This is a genomic window from Proteus vulgaris (genome assembly GCF_023100685.1).
In the GTDB taxonomy this organism is placed as follows: domain Bacteria; phylum Pseudomonadota; class Gammaproteobacteria; order Enterobacterales; family Enterobacteriaceae; genus Proteus.
Map to the genome: position 1 here is coordinate 3,722,343 of NZ_CP090064.1, position 19,924 is coordinate 3,742,266.

Sequence of the window (19,924 nt, forward strand, 5' to 3'; positions counted from 1 at the left end):
ACCTGTTATCTATAATAGAGATCCCTACATTAATTTTCAGTAACCTTTTTCACCTTATTGAAAAAAATAGCATTATTACGTAGATAGCTTATTTGACAGATTTTTTTATATATTTTTATCTTTTGGTAAGTGATTTTGTTCTGATAGTGCATCAGTGGCAAAGAATAATAAATAAAAGGGAATTACTCTGAGAGGAAAGTGTTGAGTTTTGAGTTTTGAGATCTGTGATTATTTTTATCCTTAAATATAAAACGCCCCTTAAGGCGTTTTATATTTATGTATTTACTCAATATGCTTTGATTGCATCATCAATAATTCTCTGACTAATTCAACGCAACTTAAGAAGCGCTCATCATAATCAGGTGAGTTAACTTTGATATACTCAATATTGTTTTTATCTAGCATTTCCATCAGTAAAGTTTGGAAGAGTCGACGATCTTTATCACTGCCTAAACTGCGTAAACCATCCGCTACCCATGGCGTGTTATTTTCTAAAACAATCACTAAATCAAAACGGTACTCATCAATAAGTGCTTGTACGAAAGGGTGTTCTTTACCTTCATAACGTAAACAAAATGCCTGAGTAGTGACAAAATCCGTATCAATAAAAGCCACTTTATTGGCATATTTAACAGCAAAATCAATATATTGAGCATGTCCCAATGCAATTTTATCGTAGTCCGAATATTGTAATGCCATCTCGTCTCCACCTAAATGAGAGAAAACATAATCGCGACCATACTCCCATGCACTGGTTGTATTGAAGATATTGGCAAGCTTATTGACCAATGTTGATTTACCGCTAGATTCACCGCCTAAAATAGCCACGGTGCGCACAAAGAAGGGTTTAACTTCTGTTGGAATATATTCCCAATATTTAAAAGGTGCTTGGCGAATTTGACTACCACTGATATTCATAAATGAGCGTTCTGGATCAATCAATATCGTTTCAATACCCAAGAAAGCATTATATTGATCCGCATCATCACGTTCACTGGTATAGATAAAATCAGGTGAAATTTGTTTTTCACGCAAAAAGGTTTTGATCCCTTCACTCCACATTTCCCAACCATGAGGTTGTGGCTCAATACCATGCTCATCAAATTCATGAATACGAATATTTTTTTGATATTTAAAAGTTTGCAATAACCAGCGTAATCTATCACTGACAGTTGGTTGCTGTGACATCGCACTATTGATAAATAGGTTCTTATCGCGAGGTTCGTCATGACAGAGGATCACATGTAGTTCATCAACTTGGCTACAAGCACGTTGAATTAAATAGATATGCCCTGTGTGAAGAGGATAAAATTTACCAAAAATAACACCAATTGTTTTCTTTTTGACTGGATATTCTAACCCCAAGAATTGATGTAATGCCGACATTTTTTGCGCACTGGGGCTCTTGATTTTATTATTAATCAATTGGCTAAGATAGCCTTTTGTCATATCACTTTCATCAGCAACGTGTTGTAAGGTGTATCCATTTTTTCTGATAGCCTGTTTGATATAATCAAAAGGTCCCATAATTAGCTCCTTTAGAAGTCTTCTAAATCATCAAGAACAGATAATGCATCTGACAGTTTTTTCACACCATACACTTTCATATCCGGTGGATTTTTCTTTGGCATATTTGCACTCGGTACAATGGCTCGTTTAAAACCATGTTTTGCTGCTTCTGCAATACGCTCTTGCCCACTCGGTACAGGTCGAATTTCTCCCGCAAGGCCGACTTCACCAAATATCACTAAATCACGTGGTAAAGGACGATTACGAAAACTCGATACTAATGATAATAACAAGGCTAAATCAGCACTGGTTTCTGTGACTTTAACCCCTCCTACCACATTGACAAAAACGTCCTGATCAGACATTTGTAATCCGCCATGGCGGTGTAAAACTGCAAGTAGAATAGCAAGGCGATTTTGCTCTAACCCCACAGCCACACGGCGTGGATTTGATAGCATCGAGTGATCAACTAATGCTTGGATCTCAACCAATAAAGGCCTTGTTCCTTCCCATACCACCATCACAGAACTGCCTGATGTGATCTCATCTCCTCGACTTAAAAAGATAGCAGAAGGATTACTCACTTCTCGCAATCCTTGCTCTGTCATTGCAAAGACACCCAATTCATTAACGGCACCAAAACGATTTTTATGGCTACGTAAGGTACGAAAACGAGAGTCTGTTTCGCCATCAAGCATAACAGAGCAGTCAATACAGTGTTCTAGCACTTTCGGCCCAGCTAAGGTGCCATCTTTTGTTACATGACCTACCATAATAATGGCAACATCATTGGTTTTAGCAAAACGAGTCAGATAAGCGGCCGTTTCACGTACTTGAGCAACACTGCCCGGTGAAGATTGAATATCCGCCATATGCATCACTTGAATAGAGTCAATCACCATCAATTTAGGCTTTTCTTGTGAAGCAATTAAACAGATTTGCTCAATGCTGGTTTCTGACAACATATTCAGTTCTGCTGTCGGTAAACCTAATCGATGAGCGCGCATAGCGACTTGTTGTAGCGACTCTTCACCCGTGACATACAGCGTTTTCATTTCAGTAGCTAAACGGCACATAGTCTGTAGTAATAAAGTACTCTTACCTGCGCCGGGACTTCCCCCGATTAAAATGGCACTTCCGGGAACAACGCCACCACCTAATACTCGGTCAAACTCTTTAAATCCTGTGGAGAATCGGGGTAATGCTTCAAGGCTAATTTCCGATAACTTTTGAACACGACTAACACCTTTAGCATCCCCCGCAAAGCCACTAAAGCGTTCATTACGGGAGGAAGAGGTGGCAGCAAGACGAATTTCTGTAATTGTATTCCACGCATGGCAAGCCGAGCATTGCCCTTGCCAGCGAGGATAATCTGCACCACATTCATTACATACAAAGGCTCTTTTTGCTGCTTTTGCCACACTTCTCTCCCTACGATAACAATTCTAAAAAACGTGTTTAACGCTCTTCGTGTTTTAAACCACCACTTAAAATACACATCACACCCATTAAATCGGCATGACGAATAGCCACTTTTGCCTGAGCATACACTTTTGGTTTTGCATGATAGGCAATGCCCAGTCCTGCCTTTCTCAACATTTTAAGATCGTTTGCGCCATCACCAATGGCAATAGTTTGCTCCATTGGGATCTCTAAATCTTTGGCTAAACGCGCAAGCACTTGTGCTTTATATTTTGCATCAACAATAGTGCCTTTGACTTTACCTGTTAGCTTGCCATCTTTAATTTCAAGATGATTAGCAACAGCAGACACTAAGCGTAATTTTTGTTTTAGGTTGTCTGCAAAATAAGTAAAGCCGCCTGATGCAATAGCAATATGCCAATCCATCGCCTGAAGTTTGCGCACTAAGCTCGTTAACCCCGGCATAAGAGGCAAATCATCCATCACTTTTTGCAAAATAGAAGCGTCGGCTCCTTTAAGTTCAGCAACACGGAGTTTTAAGCTTTCGCTAAAATCCATTTCACCTTGCATAGCGCGTTCTGTTATTGCCGCAACTTTATCACCCACTCCCGCAAGTTTGGCGATTTCATCAATACACTCAATTTGAATAGCCGTTGAGTCCATATCCATCACTAAAAGCCCAGGAGAACGCAAGCGAGGAATTTCACCTAGTGGAACGACATCTAGGCCACATTCATCAGATAAACGGCGAATTCTACGGGTTAGGCTACCTGCAATACGCACAACTTGGTAATCATCAATACGCCATGAAGAAACCACTACGATTGCCACACCTAATTTATGTTGGAACTCACTTATTCTTTTCTTATCAAGTTCACGTCCATAAAGTAACCACCCACTATCACCAGCGCGGTAATCTAGTGGCATTACCTCTTCACCACTGAGTGATAACGGCAGACCTGGCCATTTACGGATTTCATCCGGTAAATAGCAATAGGTCAGACTATTTGACATACTTATTCTCCTGTTTTCCCCTGTCTGAACAAAATAATCGTTATTCAGCCTATTCTATCTCTGACTCATCTGGCAACATGCACATACTTGCTTACGCAAAAGGATGAACATGCTTAAAGACAAACTAAAATTCAAACTACAAAAAACGGCGATTATACTGATTTGTATCGCACTATTGGCATTTCTTATGCAGGGCGCGTCTTATTTTAGCCGTGCTAATCAGCATGCCCGAATTACCCAGTTTGAAGAGCTTGCAAAAACGCTGGCAGAACAAGTTGCGTTCTCTTTATCCACTTATCTGGATGACAGTAGCAAAGATAACGTAAATCCCCTCATTATGGCTAATTTAAATCATCTAACTCACAATAGTCGGGTGCTTGATGCCAGCCTTTATTTAGAAGATGGTACACAAATAGCGCATAGTGGTGAAAATGTCACTGTTAAAGAGCGATTAGCGCTAGAAGGACAAAAGAGTGGTGGTTCTTTTAATCACCAACTTGTTGTTCCCGTACCGGGCAAAGATAAACCGAAGGGATTTTTAAGGCTAACATTAGATACTCACCAGTTGGTCACTGAATCAAGCCAAGTCGATAACACAACAAATTTATTACGTGTGATGCTATTAGTTGCGCTCGCCATTGGCTTTTTACTTTCTCATAACCTGCTTCAGTTAACCCCCGTTCATTGGCAACAATCGCCCTATTTATTAACGGCTAATTTACCGCCTCGTACTGAAAAAGAGGAAGATGAAGACAGTGAAGATGAAAATAATGAAGAAAATGAATCAAAAGAGAGTGTCAAAGAGGAAAATAACGACACTGATAATAAAATAGATAAAACATAAATTCTTATTCTTTAACGAATTACTTAGTGAGTTTAGTGGATCATTAACTAAACTCATTTTTTATATCTAATTAACTATAAATTAGATATATCTAATTTATGCGTATTTTCGTGCTATTTCCTTAATCTTTAAAGGGGTTTTGTTTAAAGTCACGGTAAATTCTGACCAAGTCATTAACCTAAAAAGATAAGTTTTAAATCTTTTTCTGGCTCTTTGAGTACTGAGGTGGTTATGACTGAACAATCTGTTATCCAACGTTGTCAACAAATCGTAGAAAATCCAACCCTTTCCCCGGAACAAAAACGTCATTTTCTGGCGTTAGAAGCTGAAAATATGTTGCCTTATCCGTCACTTCCTGATGATGCAGCTAAAGCGCTTAATGAACGGGTTATCTGTGATATGTATGAAGGTCACGCCCCTTATAAACCTCGTTATGTTTTACCTGATTACGCGAAGTTTTTAGCACAAGGTTCTCGTTATTTAGAACTCGAACCTGCGCAAGATTTTGACGATGCCTTAAACATGCTGACTATCCTTTATCATCATGTTCCTTCTGTAACCTCTATGCCTGTTTATTTAGGACGTATTGATAAAATTTTACTGCCTTATGTCGGCGAGTTAACCGAAGAACAGCTTTACCCTAAATTAAAACGCTTCTGGCGTTATCTTGATAGAACGCTACCAGATGCTTTTATGCACGCCAATATTGGTCCAGAAGACTCTGTTCTTACACGTTTAATTCTTAAAGTGGATGTTGAGCTTCAACAAGTCGCACCTAATCTCACATTTATTTATGATGCGAATTCAACACCAACAGATTTACTTCACCAAGCCATTACTAATATTTGCCACAGTAGCAAACCTCATATTGCTAATGGTACCTTGCAAGATGCGGTATTTGGTAAAGATGAATATGGCATTGTGAGTTGTTATAACTCTCTGCCTCAAAGTGGTGGTGGTAGCACCTTAGTGCGTATAAATCTTAAAGAGGTTGCACAGCGTAGCCAAGATAGTCGCGATTTTCTTGATAATGTATTGCCTTTTTATATGCAAAAACAGATTGAGATCATCGATGCCCGTTGTGAGTTTCTCTATGAAAAATCTAACTTCTTTAAACAGAGTTTCTTAGTTGAAGAAGGATTAATCTCACCTGATCGTTTTGCGCCAATGTTTGGTATTTACGCCATGGCAGAAGCCGTAGCACTTCTACTCGAAAAAGAAGGCAAGCAAGCTGCTTATGGTGATAATGGATCTGCCAACAAACTTAGCTATATGATCAGCGAAAAATTAGCACAATTTGTCGCTGATACACCGGTTAAATATGGTTGGAAGCATCGCTCAATGTTACATGCTCAATCGGGCATTAGCTCTGATATTGGCACAACCCCTGCGACTCGCATTCCTTATGGTAAAGAGCCAGACCCTGTTACCCATTTAATGACGGTTGCTCCTCACCATCAATTTTATACCTCAGGAATTAGCGATATTTTAACGGTTGATGAAACCATCAAACAAAATCCTGATGCCCTAATGCAACTCTGCTTAGGGGCATTTTCTTCAGGATTAAGAGAATTTACTGCCAATGTAGGTGGTAATGACCTCGTTCGTGTTACAGGCTATATGGTGCGTTTATCGGATTTAAACAAATACAAAGAAGAAGGCTCCCGCCTTAATACCACTTGGTTAGGTGATGAAGCCACAGCAAACTGTCATATCGCTGAACGTAAACCACGAGTTATTAGTCATGAACAGCAGATGCGTTTCGATAAATAAGATATTGCCCTTTTCTTGTGTAGATGGCCCAGGCAATCGTCTGGCCATCTTCCTACAAGGGTGTAATCTGCGCTGTAAAAATTGTCACAATCCCTACACCATAGGGATCTGTGATAATTGTGGTGACTGCATTCCGGCTTGCCCACAGCAAGCACTTTCATTACAAAATGGTGCCATAAGTTGGAACAGTACCAGTTGTGAACAATGTGACACCTGTATTCAGCAGTGCCCACGACAATCAAGCCCGATGACATTAACCTATACTGTTGATGAACTAATGGCTATTACACGCAAATATGCAGCCTTTATTAATGGCATAACAGTAAGCGGTGGTGAATCCACGTTACAACTGCCTTTTTTAATTGATTATTTTAAAGCAATCAAAGAAGCACCTGATCTTAAACACCTTAGTTGTTTAATCGACAGTAATGGCACTCTTTCTCTTAATGGCTGGCAAAAAATCGCCCCCTTTATGGATGGTGCGATGATCGATTTAAAAAGTTGGGATGAAGAGACTCATATTTATTTAACTGGCCGAGGTAATCAGCGTATTAAAGAATCAATCATATGGTTAGCTAATAATAATCTACTTACGGAATTACGCCTTTTATATATTCCAGAAAAAACCGACTATTTAGAGAATATCGAATTACTTTCTCAGTTTATTAATTCATTTAGTGAATCTGTATTGATTCGTATTAATGCATTTCATCAACATGGTGTTTATGGTGTAGCCAGTATTTGGCGTTCAGCATGCGAAGAAGAAATTATCACTCTAAAAAATGAATTAGAACTTAGAACTGTTAATTTAATTAACACACCCAACACTTACTTGTGATAATAATAAATTTAAAACCATTATATATTATATTCATTTTATTTTATCCAATTGACTTTAATTAATACAGAAGTTAACCTCCTGTAAAAACTCTCTTATGGATACCAACAATGAAGATAAAATATAATTCAATATTATTGATATTGTGCTCAGTATATATATTTCCTATTAATTCTTATGGAAATTATAATATAGAAGATATAGGTCATTCAATCTATAAACCATTTAGCATGTTGAGTTATGCAACGTATTATGATCACCTTCGAGATAAAAAACATAATCATTTCAAACATAATCAAGGTAAAATCGTAGACAATAATAATTATAATCAATACTTATTTACTCCATTTGGTAGTGTATCTGTGTATACAGCTATAAATCAACATACAATTGATAAATATAACATTGTAGCAGATGATTATAACAGCATAATAAGAGTGGAAATACCTAGTTATGACATCAGAAAAATAAAAGTGTTTGATGAATCTTTTTTACCAAGTGAGCTATTTATTAGTACAGATGGCGGTAAAACTCAAAATAAAATAAATAAAGAGAGTGATAAACAATTAGATACCATTTATCTAGAGCGGATCTCTGAAGATGGTATAATCGTTGTCGGTTATGCAACAAAATCCAAGTCCATATTAGATAAAATAATTAAAGAAGAAAATTTGTCGGTAGAGAATAATAACTGTCGAGGACAATCTGAGTGTTATGCTTTTTCATACAACACAATGAATAATACATTTACTATTTTAGAAAAAAATATAAAAATTAAACATTTAACAAAAGATGGTAATTTTATTTTATACAATCCTATTAATAATGAAAATAAAAAATTTATATATGATATAAATAAAAAAGAGAGTCTCCTTTTATCTGTTGATAATATTAATAATTATTTACCAGACCACCCTGAAAAGAATATTCTACTTTTATCAATAACTGAATATCCATTCTTTTCTGGTATAAAAAGACGAAATATTGATATTCAAAAAATCAGTGATAATGGTCGAGTGTTTATTGGTCAGCTCAACCGAGACATTTCTAAAAAACAACTCAATGATGGTAAGTATCCTAGAACTGCTTTTGTTACTACAAATGATGGCCCTATCAGAGAAATTAATCGATCCGAGTTTGGCTCGTCAAAACTAACTGATATTTCCAGAGATGGAAACTATAGTGTTGGTTGGGAAGAAGTTTGGCATGATGATTATCACATTGAGCTACCAACTCATGTTAAGGTCTCTTCCTCACTTTTTAGCCAAGCGATACTCTATGATTTATCACAAGATAGTCTTATTAATATTGGTAATCTTTCACAGAAACCAAATGAAAATCGATTTAGGAATGCAAAAGCAAATGATATTTCGGCTGATGGTAAATATATCGTAGGGTGGTCTGAAACCGACAATTACAACAATGATACAATTCCCGATAATGCTAAGTTAAAACCAGTGCCAGCCTTTATCATGTTCCACCGTCATGGCTTTGTTTATTTTAATAATACAATGCATGATTTAGGAACACTTAGTAACGGTAAAGATTCGGAAGCACATGCCATTACAGATGATGGAAGAATTATTTATGGGCTATCTACTGATAAATATAATAATTGGCGCCAAGTTATCTGGATAAATGCTCAACTCAGTGATAAATCTTTCAATGCTGAAAAACAACAAATTGCAGATAAAAAAAATAACCTTATTGATAAAGCCAATGCTGAACGAGAGCGCCTAGCCAAAGAGCAAGCGGACAAAGCCAATGCTGAACGAGAGCGCCTAGCTAAAGAGCAAGCGGACAAAGCCAATGCTGAACGAGAGCGTCTAGCCAAAGAGCAAGCGGACAAAGTCAAAGCTGAACGAGAGCGCCTAGCTAAAGAGCAAGCGGACAAAGCCAAAGCTGAACGAGAGCGCCTAGCTAAAGAGCAAGCGGACAAAGCCAATGCTGAACGAGAGCGCCTAGCTAAAGAGCAAGCGGACAAAGCCAATGCTGAACGAGAGCGCCTAGCTAAAGAGCAAGCGGACAAAGCCAAAGCTGAACGAGAGCGCCTAGCCAAAGAGCAAGCGGACAAAGCCAAAGCGGAGCAAGAGCGCCTAGCTAAAGAGCAAGCGGACAAAGCCAAAGCGGAGCAAGAGCGCCTAGCCAAAGAGCAAGCGGACAAAGCCAATGCTGAACGAGAGCGCCTAGCTAAAGAGCAAGCGGACAAAGCCAATGCTGAACGAGAGCGCCTAGCTAAAGAGCAAGCGGACAAAGCCAATGCTGAACGAGAGCGCCTAGCCAAAGAGCAAGCTGATAAAATCAAAGCGGAGCAAGAGCGTCTAGCCAAAGAGCAAGCGGACAAAGCCAATGCTGAACGAGAGCGCCTAGCCAAAGAGCAAGCGGACAAAGCCAATGCTGAACGAGAGCACCTAGCTAAAGAGCAAGCGGACAAAGCCAATGCTGAACGAGAGCACCTAGCTAAAGAGCAAGCTGATAAAATCAAAGCGGAGCAAGAGCGTCTAGCCAAAGAGCAAGCGGACAAAGCCCAAGCAGAGAAAGAACGCTTAGCGGAAATCACCAAACAACAAGAAGCCCAAGCTGAAAAAGAAAAAACAAAACCATCCATTGTTATTAGTAAACCTATTGATATTGAAAATACCTATAAATCAATGCAATTAATGGCTGAAAACGGTTATAAGTTTATGGATATGCAACAAGGGCAACTGCGTTATTTAGCTTCTGCAACCTGTTCTGTTGGTACTGAAAAAGCCTGTATTAGTGGCTTTGCACATCATCAACGCGTGAGTAAAGCCAATGCAACGCAAACCGGTATTAGCGCTGCTTATCGTTTTGATATTAATCATATTCCATTAGTTGTAGGGCTTGCCATTGATACAGATATCTCTTCTTCATTACCTAAAGGCTATCAATATCAAAGTTATGCATTACCTTTAATTGGTTTTAGCCTAGATTTAATACCATCACTCAATGCTGAGTTAAATAACAACGCATTACATCTGTCATTAAAAGGTGCTTATTTAAATCGTAAAGTTTCTATTGAAAGACAAGCATTAGCAGATACTGAATCAGGTAAAGGCAACACTAAAATATCTGGTTATCACATTGATTTACAAGGCTCTTATCCATATGCCATATCAAATGAATTTATGCTTACACCATTTGTAGGACTTACTTTTAATCAAATCTCACGTTCAGCTTATAGTGAAACTCAAAATGCCCAATTTGCAGCACACTATGATGCCCTCAAAACGCATTCATTATTAGCCAAAATAGGATTGGGTATGGATCATTTATTAGGTTCCTCTTTCATACTTAATACAAAAGCAGGATTACTGTGGAACTTATCACATTATCAAGGCGACTTCCGTAGCCATATTGACTATTTAGGTCAACAAAAAATTGATTATTTAGAAAATAAAAAACAGTTAAAACAACGTCCATTTGTTCATATTGGATTAACGTATCAAGTTGATAAACACTCATCTATTGGTACTAAAGCAAATTGGGAAATGACTACATATCGTAATCACGATATGCAATTTGGTATTGACTACACTTATCGCTTCTAATTCCTTATTGTTTTGTTTGAGGTTAATTTTAGCTGTATTATTTGGCTTCCTATAAAAATATAGGAAGCTCTTTTTTTATTAGCTGATTGAAGAATTCAAATTTAAAATAGTAGAATTATTTTTTTCTTCATTAACCCACCACACCTTCGTCGATACTTTTTCAAGTAGTGCTTTATTGTGGCTAAAAATAATCAAACTTAAAGGACGCTTCTGACTTTCATCGATCAATACTTGCCAAATATCAGCTTGAATTTTCGCATCTAATTGTGCCGTGACTTCATCTGCAATCAATATTTGAGTACGAGGATCTAACGCACGTAATAACGCAATACGTGCCAATTCTCCGCCAGATAGTTCATTAGGTCTACGTGTTAACCATTCTGATTTTATTCTTAATTTTTCAAACCAATCTTTATCTGGCGACCAAGCATCACGAACACTATCTCCTGTTGTTCTAAACGGATTAAAACATTTATCAGGATGCTGAGGGACTAATTGAATAGGGCAATAACCCTTGTTAGATAATGGTTTACCATTAACAAGAATTGAACCTTGAGTTGATGCTTGCCACTGCGCTAGAACACGACCTAATGTCGTTTTTCCTGTACCGCTTGGCGCTGAAATACCGAGTCGCTCTCCCGCATCTAACGAAAAGGAGAGATCTTGCCATAACACCTTACCTGCTTGCTCCACAGATAATTGTTTTAACTCTAAAAGTGGCATAAAGATAACTCCCAAAATAACAAATGAAATGTATAAAAATAAAACTTAAGAACTCAATATTATAATGGATTAAGTGATGCTTCTTTTGTATTTATAAATTGTTGTTCAGGTAATGCGTTCCAGAGAGTCTTCAACCACTCACTACCTTCATGACGATTAAGCACATTAGCAGGAATAACTTCGTTAACTTCACCCTGATTAAGCACTGCTATCGTATCCGCAAACCTTGCGGCTAAGGCCAAATCATGTGTAACCCAAAGTACTGATTTACCTTGATTACATAACTCTCTTAAATGCCCTAATAACAAACAAGCATGTTCATCATCCAGCCACGAGGTGATTTCATCAGCCAAAATATATTGTGCATTAGAGAGTGTTGCATTACAGGCCAATACACGTTTTGCCATCCCACCAGATAATTTTGCTGGATAGGTTTTTATCAATGAGCCAGAGAGATGATAAAGCCCTAATTGCTGCACAATATCATCTGATGTAACTTCAGCACCACTCAAATGCGCAGAGCGACTTAACTGTTCACCGATACAAATTAAAGGATTAAGTGCAGTCACTCCCTGAGGAATATAGCAAAAAGTATTTCCTCGATAAGCAATAAGCTCCCGTTCACTTAGTGTATGCCCATTCAATTTAATCGCACCACGAACGCGCATATTGGCAGGCAAAAGTCCTAAAGCGCTTTGAAGTAATAAACTTTTACCTTCGCCACTTCCCCCCACTAATGCCAACATTTTTCCTGGTTTAATATCCAAAGAAATTGATTTTAGCAACGGTTGCCAATTTCGTTTTCCCAACCAACGAAATTGTGCAATATCAATGGAAAGCTGTTCAAAACTTAACATCCTGCCCCTCTTAACCACAGTTGTTGCATTGCCTTAGCAAATTGATCGAAAATCAAGACCAAGCACATCAAAATCAATCCCGGAAACACTACCATCCACCAAGAGCCTGTACTTAAATAACGTAATGCATCAGATAGTAATAAACCTAAAGAAGGTTCATGAGCCGCTTGTCCAAAACCTAAAAAACTTAACGCTGCGCTATGTAATACTGCATGAGGAAACATCAATAGCGTTCCTACAATCCACTGCGGTAATAACATGGGAATATAGTGTTTTTTTACACATTCAAAAGGTGAATTGCCAATACGACGTGATAGCATGACGTAATCCGCCTCTCGAATACGTTGAATTTCACCACGTAAAATCAACGCAAGCTTAGGCCAATGAGTTAATGCCACAGCCCAAATCACTCCTTGTTGCCCACCACCTAAGGTAAAACAAATCAAAATCAATAGTAATAAATGAGGTAATGCTAAAAGCGCATCAACAATACCTCTAACAAAGAAATCACAATAACGATTAATTGACGAAATACCCGCGAAAATCAGAGCGATAGCACCACTAACAATCGCACTTGTCACACCAATATTTAAACTGCTTAACATTCCTTGAAAACAACGCAACCACAAAGAACGCCCTAAATTATCAGTACCGAACCAATATTGATCTGACGGCGCCTGATTTCTCGCCAAAAAGTCCATTACGATATCAGTATGAGAAACAGAAAAACCATATGCAACTAACCCAATTAACGCGAGGGTGACTAACAAAAGTCGTAGCAAAGGCTTGTTCGGATCGTAAATCATGAGTCTCGTAAAATTCCTTTATTAATACGTCTTAATAATATGTTAGAAATACTATTACCAAAGAAAATCAAAATAGTGCTGAAAACAACAATCCCCATTAAGAGAGGAATATCACCTCGTAATCCTGCATCGACCGTTGCTTGCCCTAAGCCTGGATAAGCAAATACTTTTTCAGCCAAAAGTGAGCCACCAAGTAATTCACCAATTGATGCAAACTGTAAGCAAAGTGCAGGCGTTATGGCATGACGTAGAACATGAAATAGCATCATAGCCCAACCTTTATCACCTTGAGCCTTAGCAAAATGAATAAACTCACTTCCCATCACTTCAGCAACTTTCGCTCGAGTATGCAGTGCGATATTTCCTGTACCTAATAATCCAAGAGCAATCATAGGTAAAATAAGATGAGAAAAACGTTGGCTTAATGTTGCTGTTTCAGCACTACTTCCCATCGGCCATGCGCAACAAATTGGTGCCCAGTGCAAAGTGACAGAAAACAGTGATAACAGCAGTAATCCTACCCAGAATGTCGGTAAAGAGGCTAACAAATAAGAGAGTGTAGAAATAATTCTATCGGGCCAACGATTAAGGTATCGGCCAGCCACTAATCCCATCACAACACCAATAACGCCTGAAAACACCCACGCGGAAGAAAGTAAAATAAAGGAAGGTCCGGCACGCTCACGAATAACATCAATAACAGGCATGTTATACAGCATGGAATAGCCAAAATCCCCTTGGATAATTTGACTAAACCAGAGCCAAAATCGCATCCATAAAGGCTGATCAATTCCCCAACGAGCTGCGATTAAAGGGTATTGCTCAGGGGGAACATTCAGGAGATCACTACCGATATAGGCCTTAATGGGATCAATCGGTGAAAAACTTAATAAAATAAAAACACCCGCTGTTGTCACCAACAGCAGGCAGAGTAATCGCAGGAAAAAACCTGCACTTTGACGTATTACTGACAAGTCCACTTCCAAGTATCTACGCTATTTAATAATGACCATGAACCATGGATTTCAGGTGTTCCTGTACCCAGATCAACACAAGGGTTAGTTAGATAAGTATGTTGCACATTCATCAGCCAAGCCCAAGCTGCGTCACCTTTAACACCAACGCCATTTTTACCATCCCACTCAACAGCTTTCCAATGAGGAACGGCTTCTTGCCATGTATGAGCATCAAGTGCAGCTTGTAGGTGTTTTTCAACTTCAGCGTTTTTGTAATAACCTGGATTATAATAACCAACACCTGCCGCATTTTCGCTGTAGTGATGATATAACTCCATAGGATCAAGACTTCCCCAACCAAATAAAGTTGGATTTGAGTGCATATAACGCTCTACCGTATCCCAACTTCCTGATTTAAGATCCATTTGAATACCAAGAGGCTGTACTAACGCACGAACTGATTCTGCTAAATCGCGACGTGTCGCATCACCACTGGTATACCACAAGGTTAATTTAGCTTCTAAACCGTCTTTTTCACGAATACCATTTTTGTTGAGTTTCCAACCTGCATCTTCAAGAATTTGTTTTGCCTTTTCAACATCACCATCTTTAAATGCTGCCTCAGTTTGATCCCAAGGTAGTCCTTTTACACCGGTATAAGCGGGAACTGCATAACCATCAAGGACTTGTTCTGACAGCAATTTACGATCAAGAGCATAATTTATGGCTTTACGGATAGCGATATCAGCCGTGATATCATTACCAATATCATAGCCTTGTGCGTTCTTCTCACCTGATTTTACCATTGGAAAAACAATACCGCGATTTTCAACACTCGGCCTTTCCCATAATTTTGTATTAGGTAAATTTTTAGCAATAGCCGCTGTTGCTGGTGGAATACGAACGATGCCTAATTGCCCGCTTTGAGCCGCAGCAAAGGCCGCATCTTCATCAAGAAAAACAAAAATGAGCTTTTCAAAATCGTTTTTCTGCCCCGCATAATAAGGGTTAGCTTCAACAATTAATTGCTGACCCGGTTGGAAACTGACCATGCGATAAGGACCTGCACCAATTGGTTTTTGTGCATAGGTTTTTTCATCATACTTATCAGCAGAGACAATACCTAACGAGCCTAATACATTAACAAACGTACTCTGTGGTGCTTTTAAGGTAATAGTGACATGTAAATCGTCATCTGCTTTTGCAGAAAGAAAATTTCCCATATCTACTTTACCGCCACTTGCAGCCGCATTGTTATAGGTAAACACAATATCTTTTGCCGTTAGTGGCAAGCCATCCGAGAATTTTAAATCAGGTTTTAATGTTAATTTCCATGTTTTACCATCTTCACTTGGCTGGTAGTCGCTTAACATATTGCTATACCAAGAGAGATCCGCATTTTGCTTTAACAATGGGCTATGAAGAAGTAAATAGCTACCATGGCTCCACCCCAACATTGGGTCAAAACCTTCTGTTGGCTCTTCACCAATAGCCAGTTTTAACGTTTGAGCAGATGTTGCAAAAGGAACGCTTAGTGCGGCTAAGCAAGTTAAAGTTACTAATGATTGCCGCCAACCAAACCGAATAGACATAAAACATTCTCCGATTTTTTAGATACGACTTATCACCAGTCTCTAATCCCATTAGAGAAGAGGCTGAAATAAGATAAATAACAATGATAATTACGATGCTCTACAATTATTGCAGATAAAGAATAAATCAGTGGCACCATAATAAAATTTTTCATCCAACTACTCGAATAATATCCGACAGTTTATTGATTTTACATAAACTTTTATTAAGCAGCATTACTCATTATGGCAAACTTCTAGCAAGTGCACAGTATTTTTATAATAAATAAGTTATATATTTATCATTGAATTTATCAGTGAGCGCAAAACTAAATAAAGTGACTTTTTAACGAAATTAAATTATTTCATTTTATTTAATATGCATTAAAAATAAAAAGGCACATTATTGTGCCTTTTTATGATTATGAGTTTAATATTTTCTTTAATTTAAAATAACGCCTACCTAAACGCCAACGTAATCTGAAATCTTTCGCATTCTGCCAGATAAGTGTCCAAATTCCTCTATCAAAAAACTCTTTAACTATTTGTTTTTTAACCTCAATAGATTGAATAGAACCGATTGAGTGAATAATTCCCAAACCTTCTTTTGCGATTTGCCAATAACATGCATTAATATTTTTAGCGACATCCTTATGCTTTTGATTAATAGCATCAAGCATCTCTAATATTTTCATGTAATTATGAATAGTTCGAACATGAATAGTATCATTAGGCGTTGCATGAGAAACTGATTCAGAGTGAATAAGATAGTCGTAATAACGCTCATCAATATATTTAACACGTTCGGCAGTTAATAATACCTCCGTTGTCCATGGAATATCTTGATGATGTAAGCCTGGCTCAAAATAATAACCATGAGCAAGTAAAAAATCACGTCGATAAATATTTAACCAAGTTACATGTAAGAATTTTTTAGAGTTTAATGCTATTTCTAACCACTGTGGCCCTGTTAAAACATCCGTTGAATGTAATCGGTTAGATGGAAAGATAGGACGTGAAGGGCGTCCATCGGCATAAACATAATTACCATTGCAAGTCGCAATATCTAAATCATCTGCAAGGGCGATTTCAAGTAACCGAGGATACATTCTGGCATCAATAACATCGTCAATATCCGGGAAAGCAACGTATTTTCCACGGGCAACATGAAAACCAGTATTACGAGCAACAGAAACGCCTTGGTTTTCTTGGGTTAAAATAGTGACATCAGGGAATTTATCTTTCCATTCATAAAGTAATTTTAAGGAATTATCTTTAGAACCATCATCAACAAGAATAAGCTCCCAATTCTGTAGTTTTTGCGCTTGTAAATAATTAAAAAATTGCGATAAAAATTTTTCACCATTATAAACGGCAACCACAATACTTAATTGAGGTACAAAAGAAGACATAATCAACCTTTCATTCTTTGTAATAGGTAACTTTTGCTCTGAAAATACCGCTTAAGGATAGCAGAGGTACCTAGCTGAATATGGAGCTATTCTTGCTATTCTCTTGTTATGCTTAAGTGAAAAAGTTACTTTTCTGCTAATTCGAAGTAAAAATCATTATTAATAAAGAATTAGTATAGTTAACTTTTGAAATATCCGATGAAGAAAAGGTTAAGCAGGATTGTTTTTTAAAAGAAATTACTAAAGGAAAAATTAAGGTTTATACAAAAAAAACATGTTATCAGTCGTTATGCTATTTATTAATGAGTAATATAAGTGTCATTAATGAAAAACATCCGCAAAGCGGATGTTTTAGTTTTTATCTATAATCTTTGGATACTTGTTCTATTTTTATTCTTCGATATCTTCTTCATCACAAACTTCAAGCTCTGGAAAGTAATCAACTCGCCAAGACTTGATACCTTGATAAACCTCATCAACGGCATTTTTTACTGCTTCAGTCATTGGGTAGTAAAAACCGACTAAATCAGGTTGGATCCCTAGAAAAGTGATATCAGGAATATCATCTTTTAATTGATCAATAAGAAAATTCAGTGGCATATTATGGGTGCTCATAATAAACATTTCCGCTATATAATCAGGATCTATCACCCTAATCTCACCTGGGTTTAAACCAATGTCAGCAGCATCAACAATGACAACACATTGCGGTTGTAGCGCTCTTACTTGGTAAGAAACATTCTCAGGTGCACTTCCCCCATTGATAACAATCCATCCATCAATTGGGTTTGCTTCCATTAATTCAGCAAGCAGAGGGCCTGCACCATCATCGCCCATCATGCTGTTGCCAACCGTTAATACCACTTTAGGTGCTGTCATTGCTTCACTCATGGTTTTCTCTTCACTATCAAATAAATCGCAGGTTCTGCGTGGATCTCACCTAGTAATTTAATCAGCGTTTGACTCCACTCACTAAAAATAGGATCGTCACTTTTTGTGATAGGATCAAATGCTAACGCTAATAAGTGAGTATGCTCAGAGTTAATATTGATTTCACCAAATGTCAGTAATCCGTGCATTTTGCGCTTCGCTTCACCTTCAGGTAATAAATCGATCCACTCTTTATATTTTTCTAAAGGGCAGACTAACTCTGTTTTTAAACAGTCAATCATTCCCACGTGGTGGCCAATTGCGAGCGAGTAATACATCACCTGTTGTGCTTGTTCAGGAATATCATCATCACTATCTACAAACTTTTGTCTTAATGACCAAAAGTAGACTTTAGCGTCATCAGGCATATATGCCTCCTTGACTTAAAGAGTAAACCAAGCGTTTCACAATCTCTGATAAACGAGGATCGTTAGCTTGTCGTAACCATTCATCAACACGGCCACTCACTTCTTGAATTGTGGCACCTTCAAGTAACGTCAAGAAATGATCACTGATTTGTCTTCCTTGGTAATAACCTGCAAGACGACGCGCTTCACGCTCAATCATTACCCGAGCATCAAGAGGAATAGAAGGCAAAATAAGTGAGGCTTTTTCATTCTCAACTTCTATGTGTGATTCGCCTTTTAATTTTTGATCGAGCAAACCTAAAGCAACAGCAAAACCATAAATAGTTGCTGCTGGCGTCGGAGGACAACCTGGGATCCATACATCAATAGGCACGATAGATTCGCTACCACCCCATACGCAATATAGATCGTGGAAAATACCGCCACCACAGCCACAAGCACCATAAGAGATACAAATTTTTGGATCAGGCGCTGATTCATAAGCACGTAATGCAGGAACACGCATCTGACGCGTTACTGCGCCAGTGAATAATAAAATATCAGCGTGACGAGGTGAGGCTACCACTTTGATACCAAAACGTTCAGCATCAAAAACCGGTGTAATTGCGGAGAAAATTTCAATCTCACAACCATTACAACCACCACAGTCAACACGATAAACATAAGCTGAACGCTGAATATCTTTCAACAATGTTTGCTTTAGCTTTTGTACCTGTTCATCAAGAGTGATAGGTTGGCTAACATGATGATTAATGGGAATTTCTGGTAGACTCATTTTATTGTACTCCCGATCTCGCCCATACTAATATTTTCACGGCCATCAGATAATAAGTTATGTTTACGCTTACATTCAGGGCAGGTTTCAAATTGTGGCCGCATTGCTTCCACGGTATTTTCATCCCAACCCGATTGCACTAATAATGCCATCGCATATTCAACAGATTTTTTAGGGGTAAATGGCTGATGACACTCACGGCAATTCAATAACTTAAATGTTCCTTTAATATAAAGGTCTGATTTTTTCGTTACTGCCGTTTCAAACATATCCGATAAAACAATCGCTCTTGTTGGGCAAACTTCTTCACAGCGACCACAGTAAATACAACGACCAATAAACAGTTGCCAGTGACGCTCACCAGTTTCTAAATTGGTTTCCATCGTTAATGCATTGGCAGGGCAAGCCGCAGTACAAGCACCACAAACAATACACTGCTGTGGATCATATTCAGGCTTTCCTCTAAAACCATCCGGTAAATCCAGTGGTTTAAATGGATATTTTGTTGTTGCTTCGCCTGTTTTGATTATGGTTTTAAACAATTTTAACATCGT

17 protein-coding genes are annotated in these 19,924 nt (G+C 38.1%); 4 read left to right on the plus strand and 13 right to left on the minus strand.

Annotated features, from left to right (window positions below):
- Positions 1–282: 282 nt before the first annotated feature.
- From nadR to serB, 3 genes are read right to left on the minus strand one after another with little or no spacing between them, the layout of a single operon-like run.
- Positions 283–1,527 (minus strand): multifunctional transcriptional regulator/nicotinamide-nucleotide adenylyltransferase/ribosylnicotinamide kinase NadR, encoded by a 1,245-nt coding sequence (gene nadR, locus LW139_RS17760; protein WP_227336072.1) that lies wholly within the window; start codon positions 1,525–1,527, stop codon positions 283–285.
- Positions 1,528–1,538: 11 nt separating this feature from the next.
- Complete coding sequence (radA, locus tag LW139_RS17765) at positions 1,539–2,930, minus strand: DNA repair protein RadA (RefSeq protein ID WP_166540084.1); 1,392 nt, start codon at positions 2,928–2,930, stop codon at positions 1,539–1,541.
- Positions 2,931–2,967: 37 nt separating this feature from the next.
- Complete coding sequence (gene serB / locus LW139_RS17770; RefSeq protein ID WP_166540085.1) at positions 2,968–3,945, minus strand: phosphoserine phosphatase; 978 nt, start codon at positions 3,943–3,945, stop codon at positions 2,968–2,970.
- Between the two features lie 109 nt (positions 3,946–4,054).
- Between serB and LW139_RS17775 the strand changes: the two genes are divergently transcribed.
- The 4 genes from LW139_RS17775 to LW139_RS17790 all read left to right on the plus strand — a co-directional run bounded on the left by LW139_RS17775 (position 4,055) and on the right by LW139_RS17790 (position 10,972).
- Positions 4,055–4,789 carry a YtjB family periplasmic protein gene (locus tag LW139_RS17775; protein ID WP_109410060.1) on the plus strand — a complete coding sequence of 245 codons (735 nt, stop codon included), beginning with the start codon at positions 4,055–4,057 and terminating at the stop codon, positions 4,787–4,789.
- A gap of 231 nt (positions 4,790–5,020) precedes the next feature.
- Positions 5,021–6,562 (plus strand): YjjI family glycine radical enzyme, encoded by a 1,542-nt coding sequence (locus tag LW139_RS17780; RefSeq protein ID WP_166540086.1) that lies wholly within the window; start codon positions 5,021–5,023, stop codon positions 6,560–6,562.
- Positions 6,534–7,400, plus strand: coding sequence for a YjjW family glycine radical enzyme activase (locus tag LW139_RS17785; protein WP_247850316.1), 867 nt, complete (start codon positions 6,534–6,536; stop codon positions 7,398–7,400). Before LW139_RS17780 ends, LW139_RS17785 begins: the two co-directional genes overlap by 29 nt.
- Positions 7,401–7,873: 473 nt before the next feature.
- A complete protein-coding gene (locus tag LW139_RS17790) occupies positions 7,874–10,972 on the plus strand; it encodes an autotransporter domain-containing protein (RefSeq protein WP_247850317.1) in 3,099 nt (1,032 codons plus the stop codon).
- Between the two features lie 78 nt (positions 10,973–11,050).
- On the opposite strand, the gene LW139_RS17795 is transcribed toward LW139_RS17790, so the two are convergent.
- The 10 genes from LW139_RS17795 to hyfH all read right to left on the minus strand — a co-directional run bounded on the left by LW139_RS17795 (position 11,051) and on the right by hyfH (position 19,921).
- Positions 11,051–11,695, minus strand: a complete 645-nt coding sequence (locus LW139_RS17795) for an ATP-binding cassette domain-containing protein (RefSeq protein WP_166539987.1) — start codon at positions 11,693–11,695, stop codon at positions 11,051–11,053.
- A 59-nt stretch (positions 11,696–11,754) separates the two neighbouring features.
- Positions 11,755–12,552 (minus strand): ATP-binding cassette domain-containing protein, encoded by a 798-nt coding sequence (locus LW139_RS17800; RefSeq protein WP_166539986.1) that lies wholly within the window; start codon positions 12,550–12,552, stop codon positions 11,755–11,757.
- Positions 12,546–13,358 (minus strand): ABC transporter permease, encoded by an 813-nt coding sequence (locus LW139_RS17805; RefSeq protein ID WP_166539985.1) that lies wholly within the window; start codon positions 13,356–13,358, stop codon positions 12,546–12,548. Before LW139_RS17805 ends, LW139_RS17800 begins: the two co-directional genes overlap by 7 nt.
- Positions 13,355–14,338 carry an ABC transporter permease gene (locus LW139_RS17810; protein ID WP_109408326.1) on the minus strand — a complete coding sequence of 328 codons (984 nt, stop codon included), beginning with the start codon at positions 14,336–14,338 and terminating at the stop codon, positions 13,355–13,357. The genes LW139_RS17805 and LW139_RS17810 overlap by 4 nt, the downstream gene beginning before the upstream one ends.
- A complete protein-coding gene (locus LW139_RS17815; protein WP_109408327.1) occupies positions 14,323–15,906 on the minus strand; it encodes an ABC transporter substrate-binding protein in 1,584 nt (527 codons plus the stop codon). The genes LW139_RS17810 and LW139_RS17815 overlap by 16 nt, the downstream gene beginning before the upstream one ends.
- 401 nt (positions 15,907–16,307) lie before the next feature.
- The gene (locus LW139_RS17820; protein ID WP_247850318.1) at positions 16,308–17,297 is read right to left on the minus strand and encodes a glycosyltransferase; all 990 of its coding nucleotides are present in this window, start codon (positions 17,295–17,297) and stop codon (positions 16,308–16,310) included.
- A gap of 390 nt (positions 17,298–17,687) precedes the next feature.
- Positions 17,688–18,188: a hydrogenase maturation peptidase HycI gene (hycI, locus tag LW139_RS17825; RefSeq protein WP_166539982.1), complete on the minus strand. Its 501-nt coding sequence runs from the start codon at positions 18,186–18,188 to the stop codon at positions 17,688–17,690.
- On the minus strand, positions 18,185–18,595 hold the full coding sequence (locus tag LW139_RS17830; RefSeq protein WP_072069031.1) for a formate hydrogenlyase maturation HycH family protein: 411 nt from the start codon (positions 18,593–18,595) through the stop codon (positions 18,185–18,187). The genes hycI and LW139_RS17830 overlap by 4 nt, the downstream gene beginning before the upstream one ends.
- Entirely contained in the window at positions 18,588–19,370 is a 783-nt protein-coding gene (locus LW139_RS17835) for an NADH-quinone oxidoreductase subunit B family protein (protein WP_109408331.1), read from the minus strand. The genes LW139_RS17830 and LW139_RS17835 overlap by 8 nt, the downstream gene beginning before the upstream one ends.
- Entirely contained in the window at positions 19,367–19,921 is a 555-nt protein-coding gene (gene hyfH / locus LW139_RS17840) for a hydrogenase 4 subunit H (RefSeq protein ID WP_036934329.1), read from the minus strand. Before hyfH ends, LW139_RS17835 begins: the two co-directional genes overlap by 4 nt.
- Between the last annotated feature and the right edge of the window lie 3 nt (positions 19,922–19,924).

Excerpts from the sequence above, each read along its gene's own strand:
- serB (WP_166540085.1), bottom strand. The coding sequence starts at position 3,945 with ATGTCAAATAGTCTGACCTATTGCTATTTACCGGATGAAATCCGTAAA.
- LW139_RS17800 (WP_166539986.1), bottom strand. The coding sequence starts at position 12,552 with ATGTTAAGTTTTGAACAGCTTTCCATTGATATTGCACAATTTCGTTGG.
- LW139_RS17820 (WP_247850318.1), bottom strand. The coding sequence starts at position 17,297 with ATGTCTTCTTTTGTACCTCAATTAAGTATTGTGGTTGCCGTTTATAAT.
- LW139_RS17775 (WP_109410060.1), top strand. The coding sequence starts at position 4,055 with ATGCTTAAAGACAAACTAAAATTCAAACTACAAAAAACGGCGATTATA.
- LW139_RS17780 (WP_166540086.1), top strand. The coding sequence starts at position 5,021 with ATGACTGAACAATCTGTTATCCAACGTTGTCAACAAATCGTAGAAAAT.
- LW139_RS17815 (WP_109408327.1), bottom strand. The coding sequence starts at position 15,906 with ATGTCTATTCGGTTTGGTTGGCGGCAATCATTAGTAACTTTAACTTGC.
- hyfH (WP_036934329.1), bottom strand. The coding sequence starts at position 19,921 with ATGTTAAAATTGTTTAAAACCATAATCAAAACAGGCGAAGCAACAACA.
- LW139_RS17835 (WP_109408331.1), bottom strand. The coding sequence starts at position 19,370 with ATGAGTCTACCAGAAATTCCCATTAATCATCATGTTAGCCAACCTATC.
- nadR (WP_227336072.1), bottom strand. The coding sequence starts at position 1,527 with ATGGGACCTTTTGATTATATCAAACAGGCTATCAGAAAAAATGGATAC.
- LW139_RS17795 (WP_166539987.1), bottom strand. The coding sequence starts at position 11,695 with ATGCCACTTTTAGAGTTAAAACAATTATCTGTGGAGCAAGCAGGTAAG.
- LW139_RS17805 (WP_166539985.1), bottom strand. The coding sequence starts at position 13,358 with ATGATTTACGATCCGAACAAGCCTTTGCTACGACTTTTGTTAGTCACC.
- hycI (WP_166539982.1), bottom strand. The coding sequence starts at position 18,188 with ATGAGTGAAGCAATGACAGCACCTAAAGTGGTATTAACGGTTGGCAAC.
- LW139_RS17785 (WP_247850316.1), top strand. The coding sequence starts at position 6,534 with ATGAACAGCAGATGCGTTTCGATAAATAAGATATTGCCCTTTTCTTGT.
- LW139_RS17830 (WP_072069031.1), bottom strand. The coding sequence starts at position 18,595 with ATGCCTGATGACGCTAAAGTCTACTTTTGGTCATTAAGACAAAAGTTT.